Genomic DNA, 20,821 nt, shown 5'->3' with positions numbered 1-20,821 from the left:
CCCTCATTTTACACGATTACTCGACAAAAAAAGAAGCCATGGCCGCCCAGAATCATTCGGCGCACCAGGACTTCTCTTCTGATCTGACTTGTTATCCGGTCAAAGTTCAATTCTCTTCAAACGAATAAAGTCAATCTGCGAACTGCATGACAAATCATGCCCGTATTAATTCGTTTATGCCTGAGAGACCCTGCCATACGCATGGGTTTGCTGTCCCTTTACACCAGGTCTGATCACGAATACGGAGCCAGCGTTCGGGGTTTCTGCCAAACGTTCCTCACTGATGCCTGTTCGTGCTGTTGTAATAAAGAGATCCTCCAAATCAGGCCCGCCAAAACAGCAGGAGGTGACCTGATCCGCAGGCACTTCAATCTGTTGCAGCAGTTCCCCGCTATGCGGATTCCAGCGCGTCACTCTTCCACCGCCCCAATGGGCAACCCACAACATCCCTTCGCTGTCCACAGTCATTCCATCCGGAAAACCGAAATCCTCCGGTACTGAAATAACACTTGTCCGGTTCGAGATGTCCCCTGCTTCCAGGTCAAAATCAAATCGGTCAATAGAGCGTGTAGGCGTGTCAATATAGTACATGGATTGTTCATCGGGGCTCCAGCCTAATCCATTGGAGGTGGATACGTCCCGAAACATGGTACGGACAGGCTTGCCTTCCTCGAGGCAGTAGAATGAGCCAGCTTTACTTTCATTATTCATGCTCATTGTGCCTGCCCAGAACCGGCCAAGAGCATCACACTTTCCATCATTGAAGCGATTCGTGTCCTTATCACTTTCGGGATCTTCAATCGCTTTCATTTCTCCTGTGAGCAAATGGCAGGTATGAAACCCGCTGCGGAGTGCAACAACCACCTCATCACCGCGATAAGGTACAACGGCACCCACATGTTCACCTACATCGTAAGCCTGATCTCGTCCTGTTTCAGGATCATACACGTGAACCTTGTAGCTCTCAATATCCACCCACAACAGGCGATTGTGTTCAGCGTCCCAACTTGGACCTTCTCCCAGCAGGGCCGGGGTATGTACTGCAATGTTGAGATTGCTCATGCGATCACGTCCTTTTATGATTTGACGCCGCCTGACCATTCAAATCCGATGGCATCCAGGAATGCTTTGGACAGGATCATATGGCCAGTTGCATCTGGATGGACACGGTCATGAGTCAGAACAGACGTATAATAATGATCCCAGAACGGGGCAAAGGCAGCTTGGGTATCCACAAAGATGGCATCATACTCATTCGCTACTCTGCGAACGGCTTCTCCATAGATGTCCATCGTTGCCCGCATAGGGTCCTCGGCATTGGCTTCCAGGTAATATGGAGTCATTAGAACTAGCCCTTTCACATTTGGACGAACGGAAGCAACAAGCTCTCTCAGCGTTGTTTCGTACTCTTCCAGAAACACATGTGAATCCGCGGACAGCGGATGGTCGAACTGACGCCATACATCATTAATGCCGATCATTATCGATAACCAATCAGGCTTCAGATCAATCACGTCACGATCCCAGCGCTGCTTCAAATCGCGAACGGTATTTCCACTATTACCCACGTTTTGGATGCGCAGCATCAATTCCGGATAAATGGAACGTAAAAGTGCATATACTTGTGCAACGTAACCGTGTCCGAGTCCTGAGCTTCCTTCACCTACAGGGTGTTCACGACCGCAGTCTGTGATGGAATCACCGATAAAGAGCAGCTTGTCATTTTTTTGCAGTTTCATAGTCTTCTTCTCCTTCGCCCTATAGCACATTTAAAGTGGGTAAACGGTTACCATCCTTGATTTTTAAGCCAGGTCAGACACAGATCCGACCACGGTCGCACGGCATGATGATCTTCAGCAAGTCCCAGACCATGTGATCCTTTTTCAAACACGTGCAGGTCGTACGGAATTCCGTGCGCACCCAGTGCAAGCGCGTAACGCAAACTGTTTTCGACCGGTACTGCCTGATCGTCACTCGTATGCCAGATAAATGCCTCAGGTGCATCTGCCTTAACCTGCTGCTCTGCGCTGAATGCTCTAATCTGTTCAGGGGTGGCATCCGGTCCAAGCAGATTTTCGCGTGAACCTGCATGTCCATAAGACTCCATCGTTATGACCGGATAACAGAGAATCACCCGATCCGGGCGTGAGCTTTCACGTTCAATCGGATCCTCGTGATCCGGCTGCCCCGCATCATACAAGGTGCCAAGTGTTGCTGTAAGATGTCCACCTGCCGAGAAGCCGAGTACTGCAATTTTGGAAGGCTGAATGCCAAATTCCTTGGCATGAGCACGCACATATCGAATGGCACGCTGACCGTCAGTTAATGGCGCAGGATGCTGATGTGGTGCAACCCGGTATTTCAACACAAATGCACTGATTCCCGCACGGTTGAGCAGTTCCGCAATGGGAGCTCCTTCATGATCTGCAAGAAACCCGTAACCCCCGCCAGGACACACAATGACAGCGCTCTCGGAACCAGGCTGAATAAAAGGAATGAGGTGAGGCATTTCGTCCTCATGGCCTTGGGCCGCAAATGGTGCTGCATGATCCCATAATGGAATGGTTGTTGTCAATTTCAATCATCCTCTCTAAGTAGAACGGATACAATTTGCCCCGTTTGAGTTTTCCAATCTAAGGAATCGATATCATCATAACGGCAACTGCCCTCATGCATCAATACCTTCCTGGCATCACTTTTTGTTCAATTTGTCACAGATGTCAGCATGACAGAGCCGCAAACCTTGAACCAACGCAGCATTTAGCTACACTCTACTATAAGTATAACGTTCGAAATTGCTCAGGTGTTATACCTTCGATTCTCCGAAATGTAGCCACAAAATGACTCGCATCCCGAAAACCAACACGCGCCGCCGTTTCCCTCACCGTCATCTTGCTGTCCCCGGTCATCCATTCTTTTGATTTGCGAATGCGCAGGAGAATGAAATAGCTGTAGGCCGTCATGCCAAACGATTGTTTGAACAGGGTATTTAAATGTCTTGGTGTGATTCCTGGCACGGCCGCCATCTGTTCAAGACCAATGTCAGGATCCGCGTAATGCTGATCCATAAATGCGATTAGCGGTGCCAGCCGTTCCACGGCATGCGAGATGGATGAACGACTGCCGGTCATGCCATGCTTTTTGAGCAAGATCAAGAACCGGTACATATCTGCCGATGCCTCCAACCCGGACAAGTCCTGGTCGCTGCTGATTGAACCCAGCACCTCCCTGCCGTAATTCTCCAACGGGCTCCCTGCTTCCCATTGATGAAGCGCTGGTTCTCCCAGGCTCAGGGCCTCGGTAATCGCGGGACATTGTGACCCCCCAAACGTAATATAGAGCGTCTCCCACTCCCCTAGTGAAGGCACATATTCATGCGGTTCGTTCGGCGGCAGCAAAATCCCAGAACCTTCACTGAGGACTACGGTTGACCCGGCAAATCGAAATTCCCCCTCCCCCTTCACGGTCTGAAGCCAGTGATAACAGGGATATCCTGCAGGCCTGAACACATTCTCCTGATTGCCATTGTAACCAATGCTCTCGATGTATAGCGGAAGCGGCTCTTCACGCGGAGTCATGAAATATCGTCGGTGCTTCGGTGAGATTAACATGATGTTCTCCTCTCGGTGTATGACTTTTCAGCCATTGGACCACGTTTATCCATTTCCATATTCTTATATGGATCATTACTTTTCTTATATTTTAAAAGCTATATGAATCATATAATATACAATTATTCTTATACAAGAGGTGAATACATTGATTAGCAGCAAACTACCCAAAATGTTCTATGGCGGTGACTACAACCCTGAACAATGGGATCACGAAACCCATCTAGAAGACCTGCGCATGTTCAAACTGGCAGGTATTGATATAGCCACCATTAACGTTTTCTCCTGGGCTCTGATTCAGCCTGATGAAGTAACCTATAAATTTGAAGAACTGGATCAATTGATTGACAGCCTCTACGAAAACGGTGTTTATGTTTGTCTCGCTACAAGCACGGCTGCCCATCCAGCATGGATGGCCAAAAAGTATCCGGATGTACTTCGTGTGGATGCCGACGGACGCAAACGCAAATTCGGGGGACGCCATAATTCCTGTCCAAACAGCCCAACGTATCGCAAATATTCCGAGAAAATTGCCGACAAACTGGCGGAACGTTATAAAGACCACCCTGCTGTGCTGGTATGGCACATCTCCAACGAATATGGCGGGGACTGTTATTGCGACAATTGTGAGAAAGCGTTCCGTGTGTATCTGAAGGAGCGTTATCAAACCCTGGATCAGCTCAACAAAGCATGGAACACCAATTTCTGGGGCCATACGTTCTATGATTGGGACGAGATCGTTCTGCCAAGCAATCTGAGTGAGCACTGGGGCAACAACAATTCCACGTTCCAGGGCATCTCGCTTGATTACTCCCGTTTCAACTCCGACAGTATGCTTGATTGTTACCGTCTGGAGTATGATGCGATCAAAAAACATGTCCCGGATTCCGTCGTAACGACTAACCTGATGGGATTCTTCAAACAGCTTGACTATTTTAAATGGGCCAAATATATGGACATCATTTCCTGGGACAGCTATCCGGGTCTTGCCACGCCGTTCAGCTTCACCGCCATGGCACATGATCTGATGCGCGGACTGAAAGACGGCCAGCCATTCATGCTTATGGAACAGACACCAAGCCAGCAAAACTGGCAGCCATACAACTCCCTGAAGCGTCCAGGCGTTATGCGCCTGTGGAGTTATCAGACAATTGCGCACGGTGCGGACACGATCATGTTCTTCCAGCTTCGCCGCTCCATTGGCGCATGCGAGAAGTATCACGGTGCAGTCATTGAGCACGTTGGTCATGAGAATACACGTGTATTCCGTGAAGTTGCCCAGCTTGGCAAGGAATTGCAATTGCTTGGAGACAAAACACTCGATGCGACTGTTGAGTCCAAAGTGGCAATCGTGTTTGACTGGGACAACTGGTGGGCGATTGAGAAATCCAGCGGTCCTACCGTAGCCCTGAATTATGTGGATCAGATTCACAAGTACTATGCTGCCTTTTTCCGCCGGAATATTCAGGTGGACATTGTCAGTGTGGATACCGATATCAGCAAGTATGACATCGTCCTTGCTCCGGTACTCTATATGGTCAAACCAGGATTTGCTGCCAAGCTGGAGAAGTTTGTGGAAGCCGGCGGTACGTTCCTGACCACATTCTTCAGCGGCATTGTAAACGAGAGCGATCTCGTGACGACAGGTGGTTATCCAGGAGAGCTTCGCAAGCTGCTTGGCATCTGGGTGGAAGAAATCGATGCTCTGCTGCCTGAGCAAAAGAACAGCATTGTATTGAAAGAAGCCTATGGCGATCTTCAAGGTAAATACGAATGCGGCATGCTGTGTGACCTGCTGCACAGCGAAGGTGCTGAAGTCATTGCCGAGTACGGAGACGACTTCTATCAAGGCATGCCTGTCCTAACCCGCAACACGTTCGGTAAGGGCGAAGCATGGTATGTAGCATCAGATCCGGAAGATCGCTTCCTGGATGGCCTCCTTGGACAGCTTGCGGCAGCCAAAAACATCAATTCCTTGCTCGAAACACCTGATGGTGTGGAAGTAAGTGCACGTACGAAGGACGGCAAGTCATTCCTCTTCGTCATGAATCACAACTCCTCCACTCAGTCTTATGACTTGGGGAATGGCGTGGCACAAGATCTGCTCACAGATCGCGAGCTCTCTGGTCATGTGGAAATTGAGGGTCGTGGTGTCCATCTGCTTGAGATGAAATAAGCCTAACTGTGTTTGAAACATAATAGGGACGAACTGAAAGATAACCACTTGATACAAAGTGTTACGAAATGTCTGATAAACCAAGCTTTTCAGTTAAACGCTTCATTTTTTTCTAATGGAGTGATGTGAATGAGAGCTTTAAAAATGCAAACTGCTACTTACCGTATCCGTTTAACCGGATACGGTTTTTTTGCCATCATTTGTGGGAATTTGATGAGAAGGAAATACTGCTTCACAGAGCGAATTGGACGAGACACACATTTTATGGCGCATGCCGGAAAACGCTCTCTCCATTCGCCATTACACAGCATATCAAATAATCCATATAATATTGGTGACATCCAAGATGTCACTAATCGGCTGTTACAATGGCATTATCACTCCGGCATCCTTTCCGGCGGCGTAACTCTCGAAACGGAGTGGCTGACATGAATAAAATAAATCGGCTTGCCGCCATCGTCATGGCCTTACAACACGGACTCGAAACAGCACATTCACTGGCAGACAAGTTTGAAGTATCCCGCCGTACCATTTTGCGTGATATCCAGTCCCTATCCGAAATGAACGTGCCGATTATAGCTATTTCCGGGCCGGGCGGTGGCTTTAGGCTTATGGAAGGTTATGTGCTGCCTCCCTTGCAGCTGGATCCGGTAGAAGCAGCAACTCTCATTTTCGCTCTTGAGGGAATCAGTCATTATGCAGATACGCCTTTTCAAGAGAAACGCTGGACGGTTATGGACAAAATCAAAGGCATCATTCCGGATGACGTCATGGCACGAATCGATCCGATGCTCCAACAGCTGAATCACTGTATTCCCGAGCGCAATTATATTCTTCATCATCTGGAACCGCTCCTAACCTGTATCCCTGAACACGGCTGGTTGCGTATCCTGTATCGCTCGGCCGCACGTCAGCGCTGGATTCAGATTTGTCCGATTCGCATTTATGCTTCTGCAGGATTTTGGTATTGTGAAGCATATTCGGAGGAGCATGGAGAGCAGCGCTTGTTTCGAGTGGACCGGATTTTGGAGGCAGAGACCATCGACTCTTCTCAAACAGAACAATTGAAGATAGAGGCCGAGCGTGTGTTGAGTCAGACGAGCCCATCGGTGCAGTCTTCCGTTCGAATCAAAGCCCGTTTGAGTTATTGCGCCATGGTTGAAGCAGAGCAAGACAGGCATATTGGTGAGAAATTGACGGAGGTTGCTCCAGATGTCTGGGAGCTGTCCTTTCTCTGTCCAGCAGACCAATGGGAGTGGGCTGTCCGCTTCTTTTACCGTCTGGGCCGCGAGGCAGAAGTGATTGAACCCGAAGAACTCCGCAGCGAGATCAGGCAGCATGCCGAGGACGTGAGCCAAATGTACACGAACACTACCCCAAAACCTTGTACAACAACTTAAAAGGAGCTTACCTAACCATGATCACTGAGCCGATTGTAACTTATGAAGAAGCTGTCCAGCGCATACAGTCTCTGGGTTTGCTTCCGCTGGCACCGTTATTTCCCGACTTCCCCTCGCTCTCTTCGTTGACCCCCAGAGAGAATTGGCATACCGATACGGATCTGGATCCCTGGCTGTGGCGTTCACGTCTTGCTGAAGAAGGTGTTGCTGCATACGGCAAGTTTGTCAAAAAGAAAGCGATCCTGATCTCCCGCGAATATTTCCCCTGGGTGCACCGATTGTTGTCTGACAGCCGAACCATCCAGGAACAATACGATGCAGGCTTGCTCTCCCGTGACGCATTCAAGCTTTATGAGAAAATAGAGGAACAGGAAGGTATCGACGGGCGTGCTTTGCGTGCACAGGCTGGATTTGGTGCCAAGGAAGATAAAAAGGCATTCGATCAGGGGCTTCTGGATCTCCAGAGCAGTACAGCCATTGTCATCAGTGGGACCAAGGAAAAGGAAGGCCTCGCGGAAGGCAAGGTAGCCTGGAATAGCTCCTCCTATGAGACTGCTGGACACTGGATGAGCCGTCAGGGCATTGAACCATTTGAAGGCAGCATTCCAGAAGCTCGTGACCTTCTGCTGGACAAGCTCAAGGAAAACGCTACCGAAGCTGGATTGGTAAAAATCAAAAAAGCCTTGGGCATGGTGTAAACCATTAACGGAGGCTCAAATAATCTGCCAGAGTAGTCAATGGATTATCTTTGTTTACATCTGGTCACAACAAAAAGTCCCGGAAGCCACCGCACGATTGGCAACCGGGATTTTTAGTAACGGGTTTATATAAACATGATAAAAATTTGAAGGTATATCAATTATAGAATGACACCATCCTTGAATATGGCGATTTCCCTAAATCCATGCTGCTCACTGAGTGTCTGTGCACGTCCTGAAGCAATGTCGATCAACTGGCTGAACAGCTGAACTTTTACGTCATCCATCGTCCGGCCTTCAAGCAGTTGACCTGCATTGAAGTCAATCCAGTGCTTTTTTCGATTCGCCAGATCCGATTGTGTTGCAATCTTGACGGTAGGGACAGGACCTCCAAACGGTGTCCCCCTTCCTGTGGTAAACAGAACAATATGGGCACCTGCAGCTGACAATGCCGTGACGGACACCAGATCATTACCGGGGGCTTCAACAATATTCAATCCCGTTCTTGTTACACGTTTACCATAACGAAGCACATCGACGACGGAAGAACGACCGCCTTTTTGGGTACAACCCAGCGATTTCTCCTCCAATGTAGTGATTCCACCGGCTTTATTGCCGGGAGAGGGGTTCTCATAAATATTTTGGCCATGGTTTACGAAATACTGCTTGAAACCGTTAACCAAGTCCACCAGATCGTCAAACACCTGTTCATTCACAGCACGATTCATCAGAATGGTTTCCGCTCCGAACATTTCCGGCACTTCGGTCAGAATGGCGGTCCCTCCTGCGGCCACCAGCATGTCTGCCACTGAACCCACTAACGGGTTGGCTGTGATGCCGGATAAACCGTCTGAACCACCACACTTCAGGCCAATTTTGAGCTTGCTGAGCGGAAGCGGCTGACGCTGTTCCAGCTCGGCGATTTCCACCAGTTCCTCCATAAGGCGCAGTCCCTCTTCAAGCTCATCGTCTGCTTCCTGAGCCTTGAGAAACCGAACTTTTCCCTGATATTCAGGTGCAATGCATTCGCGGAACTGGTCGACCTGATTATTTTCACAGCCCAGACCAATGACCAGTACACCGCCTGCGTTCGGATGTTCGACGAGGGAAGCCAGCAATTGCTGGGTATATTTCAGATCATCGCCAAGCTGCGAGCAGCCAAAAGGGTGCGGAAAATGGTACACGCCATCCACTCTGCTGCCGAACTGGGACTGCCCCATACGAGCCAGTGCTTCACATACCTTGTTGATGCAGCCAACGGTATTGATAATCCAGATTTCATTGCGTATACCTGCTTCCCCATTAGGGCGCAAATAGCCTTCAAAAGTCCGTAAGTGTTCCGGAGGCATATCTGTCTGAACCGACGCACCAGGCTTATATTCGTATTCCAGCAAGCCATGCAGCCCTGTCTTCAGGTTATGGCTATGAATCCAGTTCCCCCGCTCAATCCGTTCTTTGGCAATGCCAATCGAGAAGCCATATTTCAAGACGTCATGGCCTGGTTCGATCCCATGCACAGCGATCTTATGCCCTTTGGGCACATCATCAAGCAGTGCAAAGGAAGCCCCGTCAGGCAGTGTGATGGTCTCCCCCTTGGTATAATCACGAAGGGCTATGATCACGTCATCCTGCGGTTGAATGGCAATCCAGCCATGAGCTGCACTTGTTGTATTCATTCCATCTCACCTTCCAGTAAAACCATTTCGTTAAGAAGCGCTTCACGCAGACCTTTTCGCTCGTCCAGATTCTCTCCCCATAGGGTTGAATCCGATAATACGGCAGTCAGCCTGTCGTTTAACTGTTCTCGATCTCTATTAATCGAATCATAATGGTCCCAATGCGCAGTTAATGCAGCAAGCACATCCGGATCATCCCTGAGCAAAACAGCTTCGCCGTCCAAGCGCTGCCCTTTGTACCCCTCCGATGTGTTCACCGGACGGTACAACCACAACAGCCCGGAAAATCCGCGCACCAGGCGTGTTGGCCAATTCCCCTCGCTTTGATCATAGGACAGTAATGTAGGCAGGACACGCACCTTGAATTTGCCAATCGTATTTAACGCGATGTCCTGCAGCTTGTGATCAATATACGGATTGAGGAACCGTTCGAACACCTCTTCAGCGTACTGGTCCAGATTATGGTCCGGCATATCAAGTGCAGGCACAATCTCCTCGTGCACCGCTTCTCTGATCCACGGTCCGAATTGCGAATCTTCCATCGTTTCTCGCACATGCTGCTTGCCGTGGAGAATGCCAAGAGAGGACATCAGGGTATGCGCACCATTCAAAATGCGAACCTTGCGCACCTGGTAGGGCTTCAAATCTTTGACCCAATGAACGTTAAGTCCGGCCTGTTTCAGAGGCAGTTTTTTGTCCAACCCCTCATCACCCTGAATGGCCCAAAAATGATAAGGCTCTGCTGTATTAATCAGTTGATCCTCATAACCCCAGCGTTTCGATAGCGCGTCTGCTTCTTCCTTGGTTGGCGCACCCGTAACGATCCGGTCCACCAGATTGTTCAGGAACAGATTATGGTCGGTAATCCATGTGCGAAATGCTTCGGAATAGCCAAAATCCTCACTGTGACGCAATATGCAGCTGCGCAGTACATCGCCATTTCCTTCGAGCAGTTCACATGGCAAATGAATCAATCCTCTGGATGGATCGCCTTCAAACCGGAGATAACGTTGATGAAGAAACACGGTCAGCTTGCCCGGAAAAGAAGCAACAGGTTCTCCCTCCACAACATCCGATTGAATATATTTTAATCCCGACTCCGTCGTATTGGAGATGACAAACTCCAGCGAAGGCAGCTCGGCCAGCTCCAGAAACGCCTGCCATTCTTCATAGGGATTCATGCAGCGGGAAAAAATCGAAATCATTTCCGTACGTTCCACAACTTTTCCTTGAGAGAGTCCTCTGGTAATCATTGTATACAGCCCATCCTGATCCTTGATCTGCTCCAGCTTCGCCTTACCGCCTGGACGAGGCTGAGTAACCACCACGCTGCCGTGAAATTTACCTTGTCTGGCGCTCTCATGGAGCATCCAGTCCACAAAACCCCGCAAAAAATTGCCTTCACCAATCTGCAGTACCTTCACGGGACGTTCAATAATTTCCTTGCACTTGCGCTGTCCGTCACTTCCCAACAGATTCAGCTTCAGTCTTGGTCGTTTGGTGCTCGCCGACATGAACACTCACCTCATTGTTTATTTGTCAACATCCGAGTGCATATTCTAAGCTGCCATTTCCCTCAATTGAAAACGCTTTAAATTCATTGTATCATCAATAAAAGGAAATTAAATTGCTTATATTGCGTTAAATATACTCTTTCATGACCAAGTAAGGTCTCCCTTGCATTGAATATGTTTAGAAAGGGGCCACCATGGTACACTCACCCGTTCGCACAACCATTCAGGCGGAATCAGGCATTCCTTTTCGACTGGTGTATGCAGACACGAAAGCTCCTCAGAACGAGCTGCCGGACCATCTGCATGATTGGCATGAAATCATATACGTATATCGCGGTCAAGGGACCATTTTTATAGATACTGGCCTTGAAGATATGCAGGCTGGGGACCTGTTCATTATTCCGGGCAGCACGGTACACCGGGCTTTACCAGATGAGGTTAATCCAGTCACCTCCTCGGCCCTGTTTTTCAGTCCCGGTCTGCTGGCATCCGCAGCGGGAGGAAGTGCTTCCTTCCTGCTGTCCCTGTTCGAACGCTGCCGCAGACGCAGAGTATACAAAAGGCAGCTGGCAGTGGATGAACAAGCCAAGGTGCGGACGTTCATCGACGAGATCCATGCCGAATTGGAGTTGGGGAACCCGTTAAGCGCCCATGCTGTCCTACTTCACCTACAGCTGCTGCTTATATTTCTCGAGCGTCTGGAGGATGCTGACCCTGCCAGCTCAGCGCACTCTTCTTCTGGACCGGGCTGGCTGTCAGCCATTTTGTCCAATATCGACGACAAACTGCGCGGCGGCCTTTCCTTGTCCGAACTCGCTGTGCAGGCAGCGGTATCTCCTGCTCATTTCAGTCGGGCGTTCAAAAAATATACAGGCATGACACTAACCGATTACGCCCTTGCCCGCCGGGTGATCATGGCGAAGGAACATCTGCTTCGGAACGATGACACGATGGCTTCGGTAGCTGATGCCTGCGGCTTCGAGAGTCTGCCCCATTTTTATCGGCAATTCAAAAAGATCACTGGCACCACGCCCGCGGCATACCGCAGAACAATGAATGCTTAATGAGTCAAAGTGTAACATATTCTTCCATACAGTCGTGTGGTATGATAGTACGGAATAACAATGTCAGAAACGATACGTTTCTTCGTTCAGAGGAGCTTTACATCCCATGCAAAACGAATTCAATCGCCGAAATATCGGTATCTTCGCTCACGTAGATGCAGGCAAAACAACCACAACAGAACATATGTTATTTCATGGCGGCATAGTACGCAGTCCCGGCCGGGTAGATGATGGCACCGCAGCCACGGATTCTCTGGATATTGAGAAAGAACGGGGAATATCGGTGCAGGCTGCCATGACCTCACTAACTTGGAAAAATACCGTAATTGACCTGGTCGATACCCCGGGACATATCGATTTCAGCTCTGAAGTGGAGCGTTCGCTGCGCGTGATGGATGGTGCCATTCTGATTTTATCAGCCGTGGAAGGCATTCAGTCCCAGAGCGAGACTATCTGGCATGCCCTGCGCTCCCTTCGTATTCCCACCATCATCTATATCAATAAAATGGATCGCATCGGTGCTTCTGCAGCAGCAATTATGGAACAGATTCGCTCCACATTTTCCCCCTCTGCATGTGCAGTACAATCCTGCTTGATGGAGGAAGACTTGTTTATTGGCGTTCGTTCCTTATGGCATGAAAACTCCCTTGTGGATCAGCAAACGCTCCCCGGGCTCGTTGAAATCATTGCAGAACTGGATGAAGACATTATGGAAGCCTATATTAATGAAGCACACCTTCCACCAGAGCAGATCGATTTGGCATTCCGTAAACTGGTGCATCAGGGCGAAATATTCCCGGTTTGTTTTGGGGCTTCGGGAAAAGGGATCGGGGTATCGGAACTTCTTGATACCGTCATCCGCTTTCTCCCGCCTCCTGCTCAGATAGAGGATCTCGCAGTATCCGGGGTTGTGTTCAAAATTGAGCGGAATAAAACAATGGGTCGTACAGCTTATGTACGCATGTATGGAGGCAGCATTCACAACCGGGACACGATCTACAACACCACCAGAGGACTGGAGGAAAAAGTGACGCAAATCCGCCAGATGGATGGGCGCAAATGGATGGATACCGGTTCAGTACACAGCGGTCAGATTGCAGCCCTTTACGGCCTGAGCGAAACGCATGTTGGAGACATTATCGGGAGCCCGGATGCAGTCCCCCCCATGCCGCAAATGGCTGTACCTTTGCTGACCGTACAAGTTCATGGCCAGGATCCGGCACGTTATCCCGACCTCGTCGCTGCATTACAGGAATTGACGGATGAGGATCCTTTGCTTGATCTGCAATGGCTGCCTGAAGACCGGGAATTGCATCTCAAAGTTATGGGAACCATTCAGCTTGAAATTCTGTCCAGCCTGTTAATGAGCCGGTTTGGACTAGATGTGGTTTTTGACCCCCCTTCCGTAATCTACAAAGAAACACTGAGCGCTCCAGGTGAAGGGTTCATCGCCTACACCATGCCTAAGCCTTGCTGGGCCATTCTTAGATTTAAAATGGAACCTTTGCCTCGGGGCAGCGGTCTGGTCTACGAATCTACAGTTCGAACAGACCAGCTGCTGCTTCGATATCAAAACGAAGTCCAGCGCCGGGTCCCAGAAGCACTCTCACAGGGCATGTACGGCTGGGAAGTAACCGACCTGCGGGTAACGCTCATTGAAGGAGAGCATCATGTCTGGCATACGCATCCACTGGACTTTGTCGTTGCCACACCCATGGGAATCATGGACGGCCTGGCTCGTATCGGTACCAAACTGTTGGAACCGCTGCTGCAGTTCCGGCTGACAGTACCGGAAGAATACGGCGGCAAGGCGCTCAGTGATCTCGTACATATGCGGGCAACGTTCGAAGCGCCTGTCATTGGCGGAGGAAGATGCATCGTGGAAGGGCAGCTTCCGCTAGCCACCTCCATGGATTATCCGGTAAAACTCCGCTCGGAAACGGGCGGACGCGGTGTACTTGTTACCTCTTTTGCCGGATATCAGGATTGTCCTCCAGACGCGAATCCAACGCGCAAACGCAGAGGTGTGAATCCACTGGACCAATCCAAGTATATTTTAAGCGTTCGTAACGCGATTACATCATAAACGGAGTTGAATCTTGTCGTGCTGATTAAATTTTTGATATTTGGCCTGTTATGGCGGATTGTTGGCAATCCGTTCGTAGCTGTCCTGATTTTCCTCATTATTTTGTATTTCCTGGATCGCCGCTATGTCGGAGTATTCCCCAGTTTCATGAAGCCGCTCAAGCGCATGCGCACGATCTCAAGGCTGCGCCAGCAGATTGCGCTGAGTCCCAATGAGGTTTCTTCCAAACTTGATCTGGCCAGACTTCTGATTGAACGCAAACGTTATAAGGAAGCCTATGAATTGCTGCTGGAGCTGGAACGCCCGTATGAGCAATCTGCTGAATACTGGGAGGCACTCGGGACGACAGAACTGCACCTCGGTAAAACCGAAGATGGCGAGCGTCATATCCTTCAGGCTCTGGATATTAATCCAAGGGTAAAGTATGGTCAGCCCTATTTAACGCTAGCCAATGCCTTTAAGGAAACACATCGGGACAAAGCATTGTTCTACGTCCAACAATTCCAGGACATCCACTCTTCATCGAGTGAGGCTTACTATTTGCTGGGCTCAGTCTACCGTTCGCTTGAACGCACTGCTGACGCCAAGCATGCCTATGAGCAATCCCTGAACGTCTATCGTTCTCTGCCAAAATACAAAAAACGCCAGGAACGCCGCTGGGCAGTCCGCAGTTGGTTCCGCAAACGCGGATTGTAAAGCGCACGCTGCAAGATCTGTTTTCCGATCGGGTATGTTCCCAAACGCAAAAGAACGCTGGTTTCTGTCCAAAACAGAAATCAGCGTTCTTTTGCAATCCAATGATAAGCTCAGAAACACGCTTAAACCCATAACAATTGTCGTAACCGTTCCTCATTGCTATTCATCCATTCAATCCGTTCTCTAAGTTTAATGATCTGGTTCACTGCAACTTCCGGTTCATCCGTACCTTCGAACATTCGGCTAATAAAATGCATGACCACATCAAGACTGCGCAGCAGAATAAGCTGCGGGATGGCCCGCAGTTCCTCCGTCTCCAGTCTCACCTGTTTCTGAAATCCGCGAATCAGTCCCTCCAGTGCCTGCCACATCCATTCATCACTCTTGTCCATCGTCAGCAGGTCCGACATGGGGACAGCAAGCTCCATCACCCGCAAATCCCATGTGGCAAACTCGAAATCCAGAATAGCACAGATGCGGCCATGGTCATCCGACAATACGTTTGATGCATTCACATCCCCGTGAACCAGTTGATGCGGCAGATCATCCATGCCATTTAGTGCCTCGAACAGAGCTGGAAGCACCGGCAGCAGTTCCTGCATTTCTTCAGCGCATTCCTTCAACTCATCAGGTGGTGACAGACACAACTGTATCAATTTGTCTGGTGGACAGAGCGGGTACGCCTGTTGAATCTGATAATAAGGCGGGTATACCGGTTCAAGAGATACTTCCAGTTTAGCCAAAGCCGAGGACAGCAGCCCCGCTGCCTTACCTAATTCAATGAGCTGATCCGGCGTATTCCAGACCGGATTCTTGCCCCTGCAATACGTGAACATCGATACAATTTTGTAATGTCCATTATGGGGATCATTGACGGAAAGAAACGTGGGTCCCTCACCCTTGTTCACCTGGACAGGAGATGGCACCTGAAGCTCGAATTCCGATTGATTCAATGCGGACAACACGTGATGTTCAAAAGCAATTTTCACGGTATCCGTATGTGTCTCATACAGTCTGAGCACGTATCTCTCGCCATCCAGTTTAAGCAGGTACGTCGTGTTGTTCATGCCGCCGTATCCTCGTTCTGCTTCCCAGCGTGACTGAGGTGAACATAGGGATATCACTTCCTGTATCAGCTGTCGTTCCGCATCCTCTTGAGGACGTAAATGAATGTTGTGCACCGATTATAGCTCCTTCATTTGCAGTATCTATATGGGTCGATCAGGAAAACATCTCATTCCTCTCATCTTAACGGAAGGCCGATCTCTGGTCCAGTCTGGATCAGCTATCCCATTGACTTGATATCCTATTGAGATTTCTTCAAACAAAAGGTTTGTACCCCGTACGGTTTAGTTGATCCGCAATGACACGATATCCTCTGGCATTGGGGTGAACACGATCCCAGAATAACAGTTCCCGTTCATGACCCTCAAACCGGTCATATACCTGAGCACAGGCATAGTTCCCCGAACCTGCACCATTTAGAAATGAATTATACTGCCTAACCCAATAGGCTGCCTCAGCCGCCTGGGGATACGGGTTGTACAATCCGATGGATCGGACCATGTATACACTATTTCCTTTTAGCTGCCGGATGTGCCTCATGATCTGGGACACATTACTGCGGGTGTCTCCCAGTACCTGTGTCATTTTACTGGCGCTTGGAATGCCGCCACTCGCTTTGAAAGTCCGAATCAGATCATTTCCGCCAATGGACATCGTGATGATATCGGCTTCTCGCAGGGATTGCCGTACTCTTGCATGAGAAGATACCATTTGCAACAATTCACCTGAGGTTAGTCCGTTGACCCCCATATTATCCATCGAAACAAATGTACGAACATTCGTTTCTGCCATTCTACGGTACAAAGGAACAAACCCGGTGCCCAGCAGTGCGCCTGTACCTACCGTCAACGAGTCCCCAATGGCCGTATATCGATATACCATCACCGTCGCCCCTCTCTGCTAACTTATGAATGACTGCTATATCTATATGAGAGAACCGGATACAAGGCGCGGGATGATGTCCGTAGGCGTAAACCTTTATTTTTCTGCTATCCGTGTATAGCTCAAAATGAAAAGAAAAGAACCCCTGCGGTATTATAAAATTCCACAGAGGCCCTCTACATCTTTCAATTACATGCTAATGGTACGATCTGAATCCGTTGACTCATTCTGTTCCTTGTTGGGGAAAGGCCACCAGTTGGCACGGCCGAACATCTTCACCATAACAGGCACGAAGAACGGCAGGAACAACAGCGAATACAGGACCAAACCACTAAGAACAACTGTAGCAATCTGCATCATTGAGAGAACGCCGGATGGATACATGGCAGCAAATGTTCCGCTGAGAATAACAGCTGCCGACAGAATGACCGTACCCATGTTCTTCATCGCGTACAGCATCGCATCCTGAACTCTCATACCTTTGTTTTCATTGAACCGATCCATCAGGAAGATACTGTAATCCACACCTAGTGCGATCAGCATCACGAATCCGAAGAACGGCGTAACCCAGCTGATGCCCGCAAATCCAAGGATATTGACGAAGATGGCTTCTGTCAACGCCATGGACGTGAAATACGCGAGTAACAGGGAAACGATCAGATACAGCGGCATGATCACTGATCTCAACAACAGGACAAGGATGATAAATGTACCTGCAAGCATGAGCATTACCGTGCGCGTATAGTCGTTGTTGGAGATCTCCTGCAAGTCTGCGAACGTACTTGTTACACCGCCAACGGCAATATCCGCTTTTTCCAAGGCACTTCCCTGTACGGCACGGTGAACGGCTGCTTCAATATCCGGCACACGATCAATGGCTTCAATACCATATGGATTCTCGGCAAAAATAACATCTACCGTCATCGTCTTCCGATCTTGAGACAGATATGTGTCAAATACCTGTGCGAAGTCTTTGTTGCTCAGTGCTTCTTCAGGTACATACCAGCCTGCCAGGTCGGAGTCCGGTGAATTTTGCAGCTGTGTCAAATAGTCTTGTGCTGAATCGAGACCCCCTGATACCTGCTCGATCCCATCCACACTTTGATTCAGACCATCGGTTAATTGTGTCAGTTGACCACTTAGATCCGAGAAGCCTTGACTAATCTTCTCCTGACCGCCCTGAAGCTGATCCAGACCATTCTGGATAGAAGGAATCTCGCTGATCACTTTACCTTGACCGTCAGCTGCCTGCTTGAGCCCTGTTTCGAGCTGGCCTATTCCCGTCACAATCTGACCCAGTCCCTCTGCGAGAGCCTTTTGTCCAGATGCAGCTGAAGCATACCCTTCATTCGCCTGATTGATTCCAGCAGCAGCTTCACCCAGCTTGCTTACAATCTGATCCAGTGCTTGAGCCAATTGGGCTGTGCCTGTTCCCGTTTCACCAAGTGTACCTTTAACCCGCTGATAATCCGCATCTTGCTGCAGTTCGGGGTACCGTTCTTCGAGAGCAGCAAACGATTCATTCAGACTGGTCAGTGCCATGGAGACACCTGTGAGCTGCTGCTGCAGTTCTCCGGCTCCCTCGCCCAGTGCAGCTACACCTGCTCCAGCCTGACGATATGCTTCAAGCAGCTGATTATTGGCCTGTGCAAGTTGGTCCGCACTTGTTCTCGCCTGCTGAAGACCAGCTTTCAGATCACCAGCTCCTGACGAGCCATCACGAATTCCTTTCTCAATCTGCTGAAGGCCTTCGGACAACTGGCTAATTCCCGATTGCAGCTGGGACGTGCCTTTGCTCAGTTCTCCTGCACCACTTGCTGCTTCTTTGATCTGGGGTTCGTTTTTGCTTAATTGATTGCTTGCCTCACTCAGCCCATCACGGATTTTATCCAGACCCGTCTTGCCTTCACCGAGTCCATCCGACAATGTCCCCACTTGCTGAGTCACTTCGAAATCCTTGATCTCGTCACCCGTCGGTCTTGTCATGCTGCGTACCCCGGAGATTCCCGGCACCTTCTCCACTTCGCGACTGATTTTCTCGGCAACCGCCATATATTTGGCATTGTCCATTGGTTCATCGTTCTGGATCACGATCTGACCCGGTAGGGATTCACCCGGACCAAAACTTTCGGAGATAATGTTGAACGCTTTTACCGAGTCATACTTCTCACCAATCTCATCCAGACTGTTAAACGAAAGTTTGCCATCGTAAGTGGCCAGCAGTGGCACACAGACGGCGGCAACGATGAGCAGCGCAGCCCATGGACGTTTTAGAGAGAAGCGACCGGCTGCTCCATAGATCTTGCTCTCCGCATGGTCCAGTGAACCTTTGGAAGGCCAGAACAGCTTTTTGCCCAGCACCGCCATGAAGAATGGAACAATCGTAACCAAAGCAAGCATCATTACAGCTATGCCGACAGCGACCGCCACTGCGGAACGATAGAGCATAAACTGGGCAAAACCGATTGCGATAAAACCGACCAGCACGGCAAGAGCAGAGAAGAATACCGTTTTACCTGCTGTACGATAAGTTGCAATAATTGCTTCCCAGGTCGTCTCATGATGTGCCAGCTCTTCCTTGAACCGGCTGATGAGCAGAATGCAGTAGTCGGTACCAATCCCGAACATGACTGCCACCATGAAGATCTGCGTAAAGGTTGAGATCGGGAAATCCACCCCGTCCACCAGGAACGCTACGATCTGCTGCGATACAATATAACTGATGCCCACGGTAAGCAGTGGGACAAACGGTGCTACAAACGAACGGAATACAAGGAACAAAATAAGCAAAATAAAGACAACCGTAATGTATTCCGATTTCTTGAGTCCCTCTTGGGAGCTCTCTACCGTATCTTCATCAATTAGCCCTTTACCGGTTATGTAGTGTTCCACATTGACCGATTCCAGTGTTTCGTTCAGATCTTCACGCATTTCCTTAACCGTACGATCCCCTTGGTCAACGGACAGAGACGTCAGAATCGTTTTGCCATCAGCAGAGATCATCTTTTCTGACAGTTCAGGTTGTGAGAAAGGCTCCAAAATGGATAAAATACCGAGCTCTTCTTTCTTCGCTTCCAGCTGTTTCACAGCCTTTTCCGCCTCTTGTTTGCCTGCTGTACCCAAGCCATCTGCATTGTAAAATACAAGGGCAAGCTGGCTGCCCTGCTGTTCGCCTTTCTGTGCAGCCGCTTCGTCCAGAATGGCCGCTGCCTGGGTTGATGAATACCCTTCCGGGACCGAAAACTGCCCCTTTTCCCGAATCAGTTCACTCATATTAGGAGCAGTGAACATTAATACGGCGGCTGCAACAACCCATAGCCCCATCAACCACCATCTTGCTTTCAGAATCGTTCTCATTCGTTCTCCTGTCCTCCCTCATTCGTTAGCAAGGTTGCCAGCTTCTCAAAGGATTCAATAAAATTTTGTACCTCTTCCGGCTTAAAGTGGACCAGGTAAGGCTCCAGAAGCTGCTGTATTTCCCGCTCAGTCTCGCGGTATTCCTGGCGCCCCGTATCTGTAAGTGTCAGATAAACCACTCTGCGGTCCCGCTCATCCCCGGCCCGATCGACCAAATCCCGATCAACCAGCTTGTTGACCAGTGCGGTGATGCTGCTTTTGCCGACACAGAGAAGTTCTGCCAGATCCGACGGTGTGCAAGAAGGCTTCTCTTCGATCAAACGAAGAGCACAGAACTGATCCATTGTCATGGTTTGCCCCACCCGTTCACGAATCCGTGTATCAAACTGTTTGGTTACCAGAAAAGAGGCATCCAAATAGCGGTTCACCAAGCTTTTGGCATCTGGCGTGTTCATGTTCATTCTCCTTTCCGCGAATATAGTTCACTTATCGAACTATTCTCCAATGAAACTATTCTATATGGAAACTATAATGCAATGCAATACTTTATTCCTGTTTTTTTATGTTTTCACGACAAAAAAACAGGACGTAAGGCT

17 protein-coding genes are annotated in these 20,821 nt (G+C 49.4%); 7 read left to right on the top strand and 10 right to left on the bottom strand.

Annotated features, from left to right (window positions below; translation table 11 throughout):
- Positions 1-174: 174 nt before the first annotated feature.
- The 4 genes from AAIH57_RS00580 to AAIH57_RS00565 form a co-directional block, all read right to left on the bottom strand.
- The gene (locus tag AAIH57_RS00580; protein WP_175396112.1) at positions 175-1,062 is read right to left on the bottom strand and encodes an SMP-30/gluconolactonase/LRE family protein; all 888 of its coding nucleotides are present in this window, start codon (positions 1,060-1,062) and stop codon (positions 175-177) included.
- A 14-nt stretch (positions 1,063-1,076) separates the two neighbouring features.
- Positions 1,077-1,739 carry an SGNH/GDSL hydrolase family protein gene (locus AAIH57_RS00575; RefSeq protein ID WP_430020234.1) on the bottom strand — a complete coding sequence of 221 codons (663 nt, stop codon included), beginning with the start codon at positions 1,737-1,739 and terminating at the stop codon, positions 1,077-1,079.
- Between the two features lie 47 nt (positions 1,740-1,786).
- Positions 1,787-2,575 carry an alpha/beta hydrolase gene (locus AAIH57_RS00570; RefSeq protein WP_175396114.1) on the bottom strand — a complete coding sequence of 263 codons (789 nt, stop codon included), beginning with the start codon at positions 2,573-2,575 and terminating at the stop codon, positions 1,787-1,789.
- A gap of 199 nt (positions 2,576-2,774) precedes the next feature.
- Positions 2,775-3,611, bottom strand: a complete 837-nt coding sequence (locus AAIH57_RS00565) for an AraC family transcriptional regulator (protein WP_175396115.1) — start codon at positions 3,609-3,611, stop codon at positions 2,775-2,777.
- Between the two features lie 148 nt (positions 3,612-3,759).
- Between AAIH57_RS00565 and AAIH57_RS00560 the strand changes: the two genes are divergently transcribed.
- From AAIH57_RS00560 to AAIH57_RS00545, 4 genes are all read left to right on the top strand, one after another.
- Positions 3,760-5,787 (top strand): beta-galactosidase, encoded by a 2,028-nt coding sequence (locus AAIH57_RS00560; RefSeq protein WP_430020233.1) that lies wholly within the window; start codon positions 3,760-3,762, stop codon positions 5,785-5,787.
- Positions 5,788-5,916: 129 nt separating this feature from the next.
- The gene (locus tag AAIH57_RS00555) at positions 5,917-6,219 is read left to right on the top strand and encodes a hypothetical protein (RefSeq protein ID WP_175396117.1); all 303 of its coding nucleotides are present in this window, start codon (positions 5,917-5,919) and stop codon (positions 6,217-6,219) included.
- Positions 6,216-7,187 carry a helix-turn-helix transcriptional regulator gene (locus tag AAIH57_RS00550; protein ID WP_175396118.1) on the top strand — a complete coding sequence of 324 codons (972 nt, stop codon included), beginning with the start codon at positions 6,216-6,218 and terminating at the stop codon, positions 7,185-7,187. Before AAIH57_RS00555 ends, AAIH57_RS00550 begins: the two co-directional genes overlap by 4 nt.
- Before the next feature lie 17 nt (positions 7,188-7,204).
- Complete coding sequence (locus AAIH57_RS00545; RefSeq protein ID WP_175396119.1) at positions 7,205-7,885, top strand: AlkZ-related protein; 681 nt, start codon at positions 7,205-7,207, stop codon at positions 7,883-7,885.
- Between the two features lie 161 nt (positions 7,886-8,046).
- Here AAIH57_RS00545 and AAIH57_RS00540 read toward each other — a convergent pair whose 3' ends face one another.
- Positions 8,047-9,561 carry a UxaA family hydrolase gene (locus AAIH57_RS00540; protein WP_430020232.1) on the bottom strand — a complete coding sequence of 505 codons (1,515 nt, stop codon included), beginning with the start codon at positions 9,559-9,561 and terminating at the stop codon, positions 8,047-8,049.
- A complete protein-coding gene (locus tag AAIH57_RS00535; protein ID WP_175396121.1) occupies positions 9,558-11,075 on the bottom strand; it encodes a tagaturonate reductase in 1,518 nt (505 codons plus the stop codon). The genes AAIH57_RS00540 and AAIH57_RS00535 overlap by 4 nt, the downstream gene beginning before the upstream one ends.
- A 194-nt stretch (positions 11,076-11,269) precedes the next feature.
- On the opposite strand from AAIH57_RS00535, the gene AAIH57_RS00530 reads away from it, so the two are divergent.
- The 3 genes from AAIH57_RS00530 to AAIH57_RS00520 all read left to right on the top strand — a co-directional run bounded on the left by AAIH57_RS00530 (position 11,270) and on the right by AAIH57_RS00520 (position 14,921).
- Positions 11,270-12,139: an AraC family transcriptional regulator gene (locus AAIH57_RS00530; protein WP_175396122.1), complete on the top strand. Its 870-nt coding sequence runs from the start codon at positions 11,270-11,272 to the stop codon at positions 12,137-12,139.
- Between the two features lie 106 nt (positions 12,140-12,245).
- Positions 12,246-14,225 (top strand): elongation factor G, encoded by a 1,980-nt coding sequence (locus tag AAIH57_RS00525; RefSeq protein WP_175396123.1) that lies wholly within the window; start codon positions 12,246-12,248, stop codon positions 14,223-14,225.
- 18 nt (positions 14,226-14,243) lie between these two features.
- Positions 14,244-14,921, top strand: coding sequence for a tetratricopeptide repeat protein (locus AAIH57_RS00520; protein WP_175396124.1), 678 nt, complete (start codon positions 14,244-14,246; stop codon positions 14,919-14,921).
- Positions 14,922-15,043: 122 nt separating this feature from the next.
- On the opposite strand, the gene AAIH57_RS00515 is transcribed toward AAIH57_RS00520, so the two are convergent.
- The 4 genes from AAIH57_RS00515 to AAIH57_RS00500 form a co-directional block, all read right to left on the bottom strand.
- Complete coding sequence (locus AAIH57_RS00515; RefSeq protein WP_175396125.1) at positions 15,044-16,102, bottom strand: phosphotransferase; 1,059 nt, start codon at positions 16,100-16,102, stop codon at positions 15,044-15,046.
- A gap of 139 nt (positions 16,103-16,241) precedes the next feature.
- On the bottom strand, positions 16,242-16,868 hold the full coding sequence (locus AAIH57_RS00510) for a GDSL-type esterase/lipase family protein (protein ID WP_175396160.1): 627 nt from the start codon (positions 16,866-16,868) through the stop codon (positions 16,242-16,244).
- A 189-nt stretch (positions 16,869-17,057) separates the two neighbouring features.
- Positions 17,058-20,225, bottom strand: coding sequence for an MMPL family transporter (locus tag AAIH57_RS00505; RefSeq protein ID WP_175396126.1), 3,168 nt, complete (start codon positions 20,223-20,225; stop codon positions 17,058-17,060).
- Positions 20,222-20,680, bottom strand: coding sequence for a MarR family winged helix-turn-helix transcriptional regulator (locus AAIH57_RS00500; RefSeq protein ID WP_175396127.1), 459 nt, complete (start codon positions 20,678-20,680; stop codon positions 20,222-20,224). The genes AAIH57_RS00505 and AAIH57_RS00500 overlap by 4 nt, the downstream gene beginning before the upstream one ends.
- Positions 20,681-20,821: the final 141 nt, after the last annotated feature.

The sequence above is a fragment of the Paenibacillus sp. MABNR03 genome (genome assembly GCF_050455445.1).
Classification (GTDB): domain Bacteria; phylum Bacillota; class Bacilli; order Paenibacillales; family Paenibacillaceae; genus Paenibacillus; species Paenibacillus xylanilyticus.
This window is presented reverse-complemented; position numbering and strand designations above follow the sequence as displayed.

Excerpts from the sequence above, each read along its gene's own strand:
- AAIH57_RS00580 (WP_175396112.1), bottom strand. The coding sequence starts at position 1,062 with ATGAGCAATCTCAACATTGCAGTACATACCCCGGCCCTGCTGGGAGAA.
- AAIH57_RS00575 (WP_430020234.1), bottom strand. The coding sequence starts at position 1,739 with ATGAAACTGCAAAAAAATGACAAGCTGCTCTTTATCGGTGATTCCATC.
- AAIH57_RS00565 (WP_175396115.1), bottom strand. The coding sequence starts at position 3,611 with ATGTTAATCTCACCGAAGCACCGACGATATTTCATGACTCCGCGTGAA.
- AAIH57_RS00555 (WP_175396117.1), top strand. The coding sequence starts at position 5,917 with ATGAGAGCTTTAAAAATGCAAACTGCTACTTACCGTATCCGTTTAACC.
- AAIH57_RS00550 (WP_175396118.1), top strand. The coding sequence starts at position 6,216 with ATGAATAAAATAAATCGGCTTGCCGCCATCGTCATGGCCTTACAACAC.
- AAIH57_RS00545 (WP_175396119.1), top strand. The coding sequence starts at position 7,205 with ATGATCACTGAGCCGATTGTAACTTATGAAGAAGCTGTCCAGCGCATA.
- AAIH57_RS00540 (WP_430020232.1), bottom strand. The coding sequence starts at position 9,561 with ATGAATACAACAAGTGCAGCTCATGGCTGGATTGCCATTCAACCGCAG.
- AAIH57_RS00535 (WP_175396121.1), bottom strand. The coding sequence starts at position 11,075 with ATGTCGGCGAGCACCAAACGACCAAGACTGAAGCTGAATCTGTTGGGA.
- AAIH57_RS00530 (WP_175396122.1), top strand. The coding sequence starts at position 11,270 with ATGGTACACTCACCCGTTCGCACAACCATTCAGGCGGAATCAGGCATT.
- AAIH57_RS00525 (WP_175396123.1), top strand. The coding sequence starts at position 12,246 with ATGCAAAACGAATTCAATCGCCGAAATATCGGTATCTTCGCTCACGTA.
- AAIH57_RS00510 (WP_175396160.1), bottom strand. The coding sequence starts at position 16,868 with ATGGTATATCGATATACGGCCATTGGGGACTCGTTGACGGTAGGTACA.
- AAIH57_RS00505 (WP_175396126.1), bottom strand. The coding sequence starts at position 20,225 with ATGAGAACGATTCTGAAAGCAAGATGGTGGTTGATGGGGCTATGGGTT.
- AAIH57_RS00500 (WP_175396127.1), bottom strand. The coding sequence starts at position 20,680 with ATGAACACGCCAGATGCCAAAAGCTTGGTGAACCGCTATTTGGATGCC.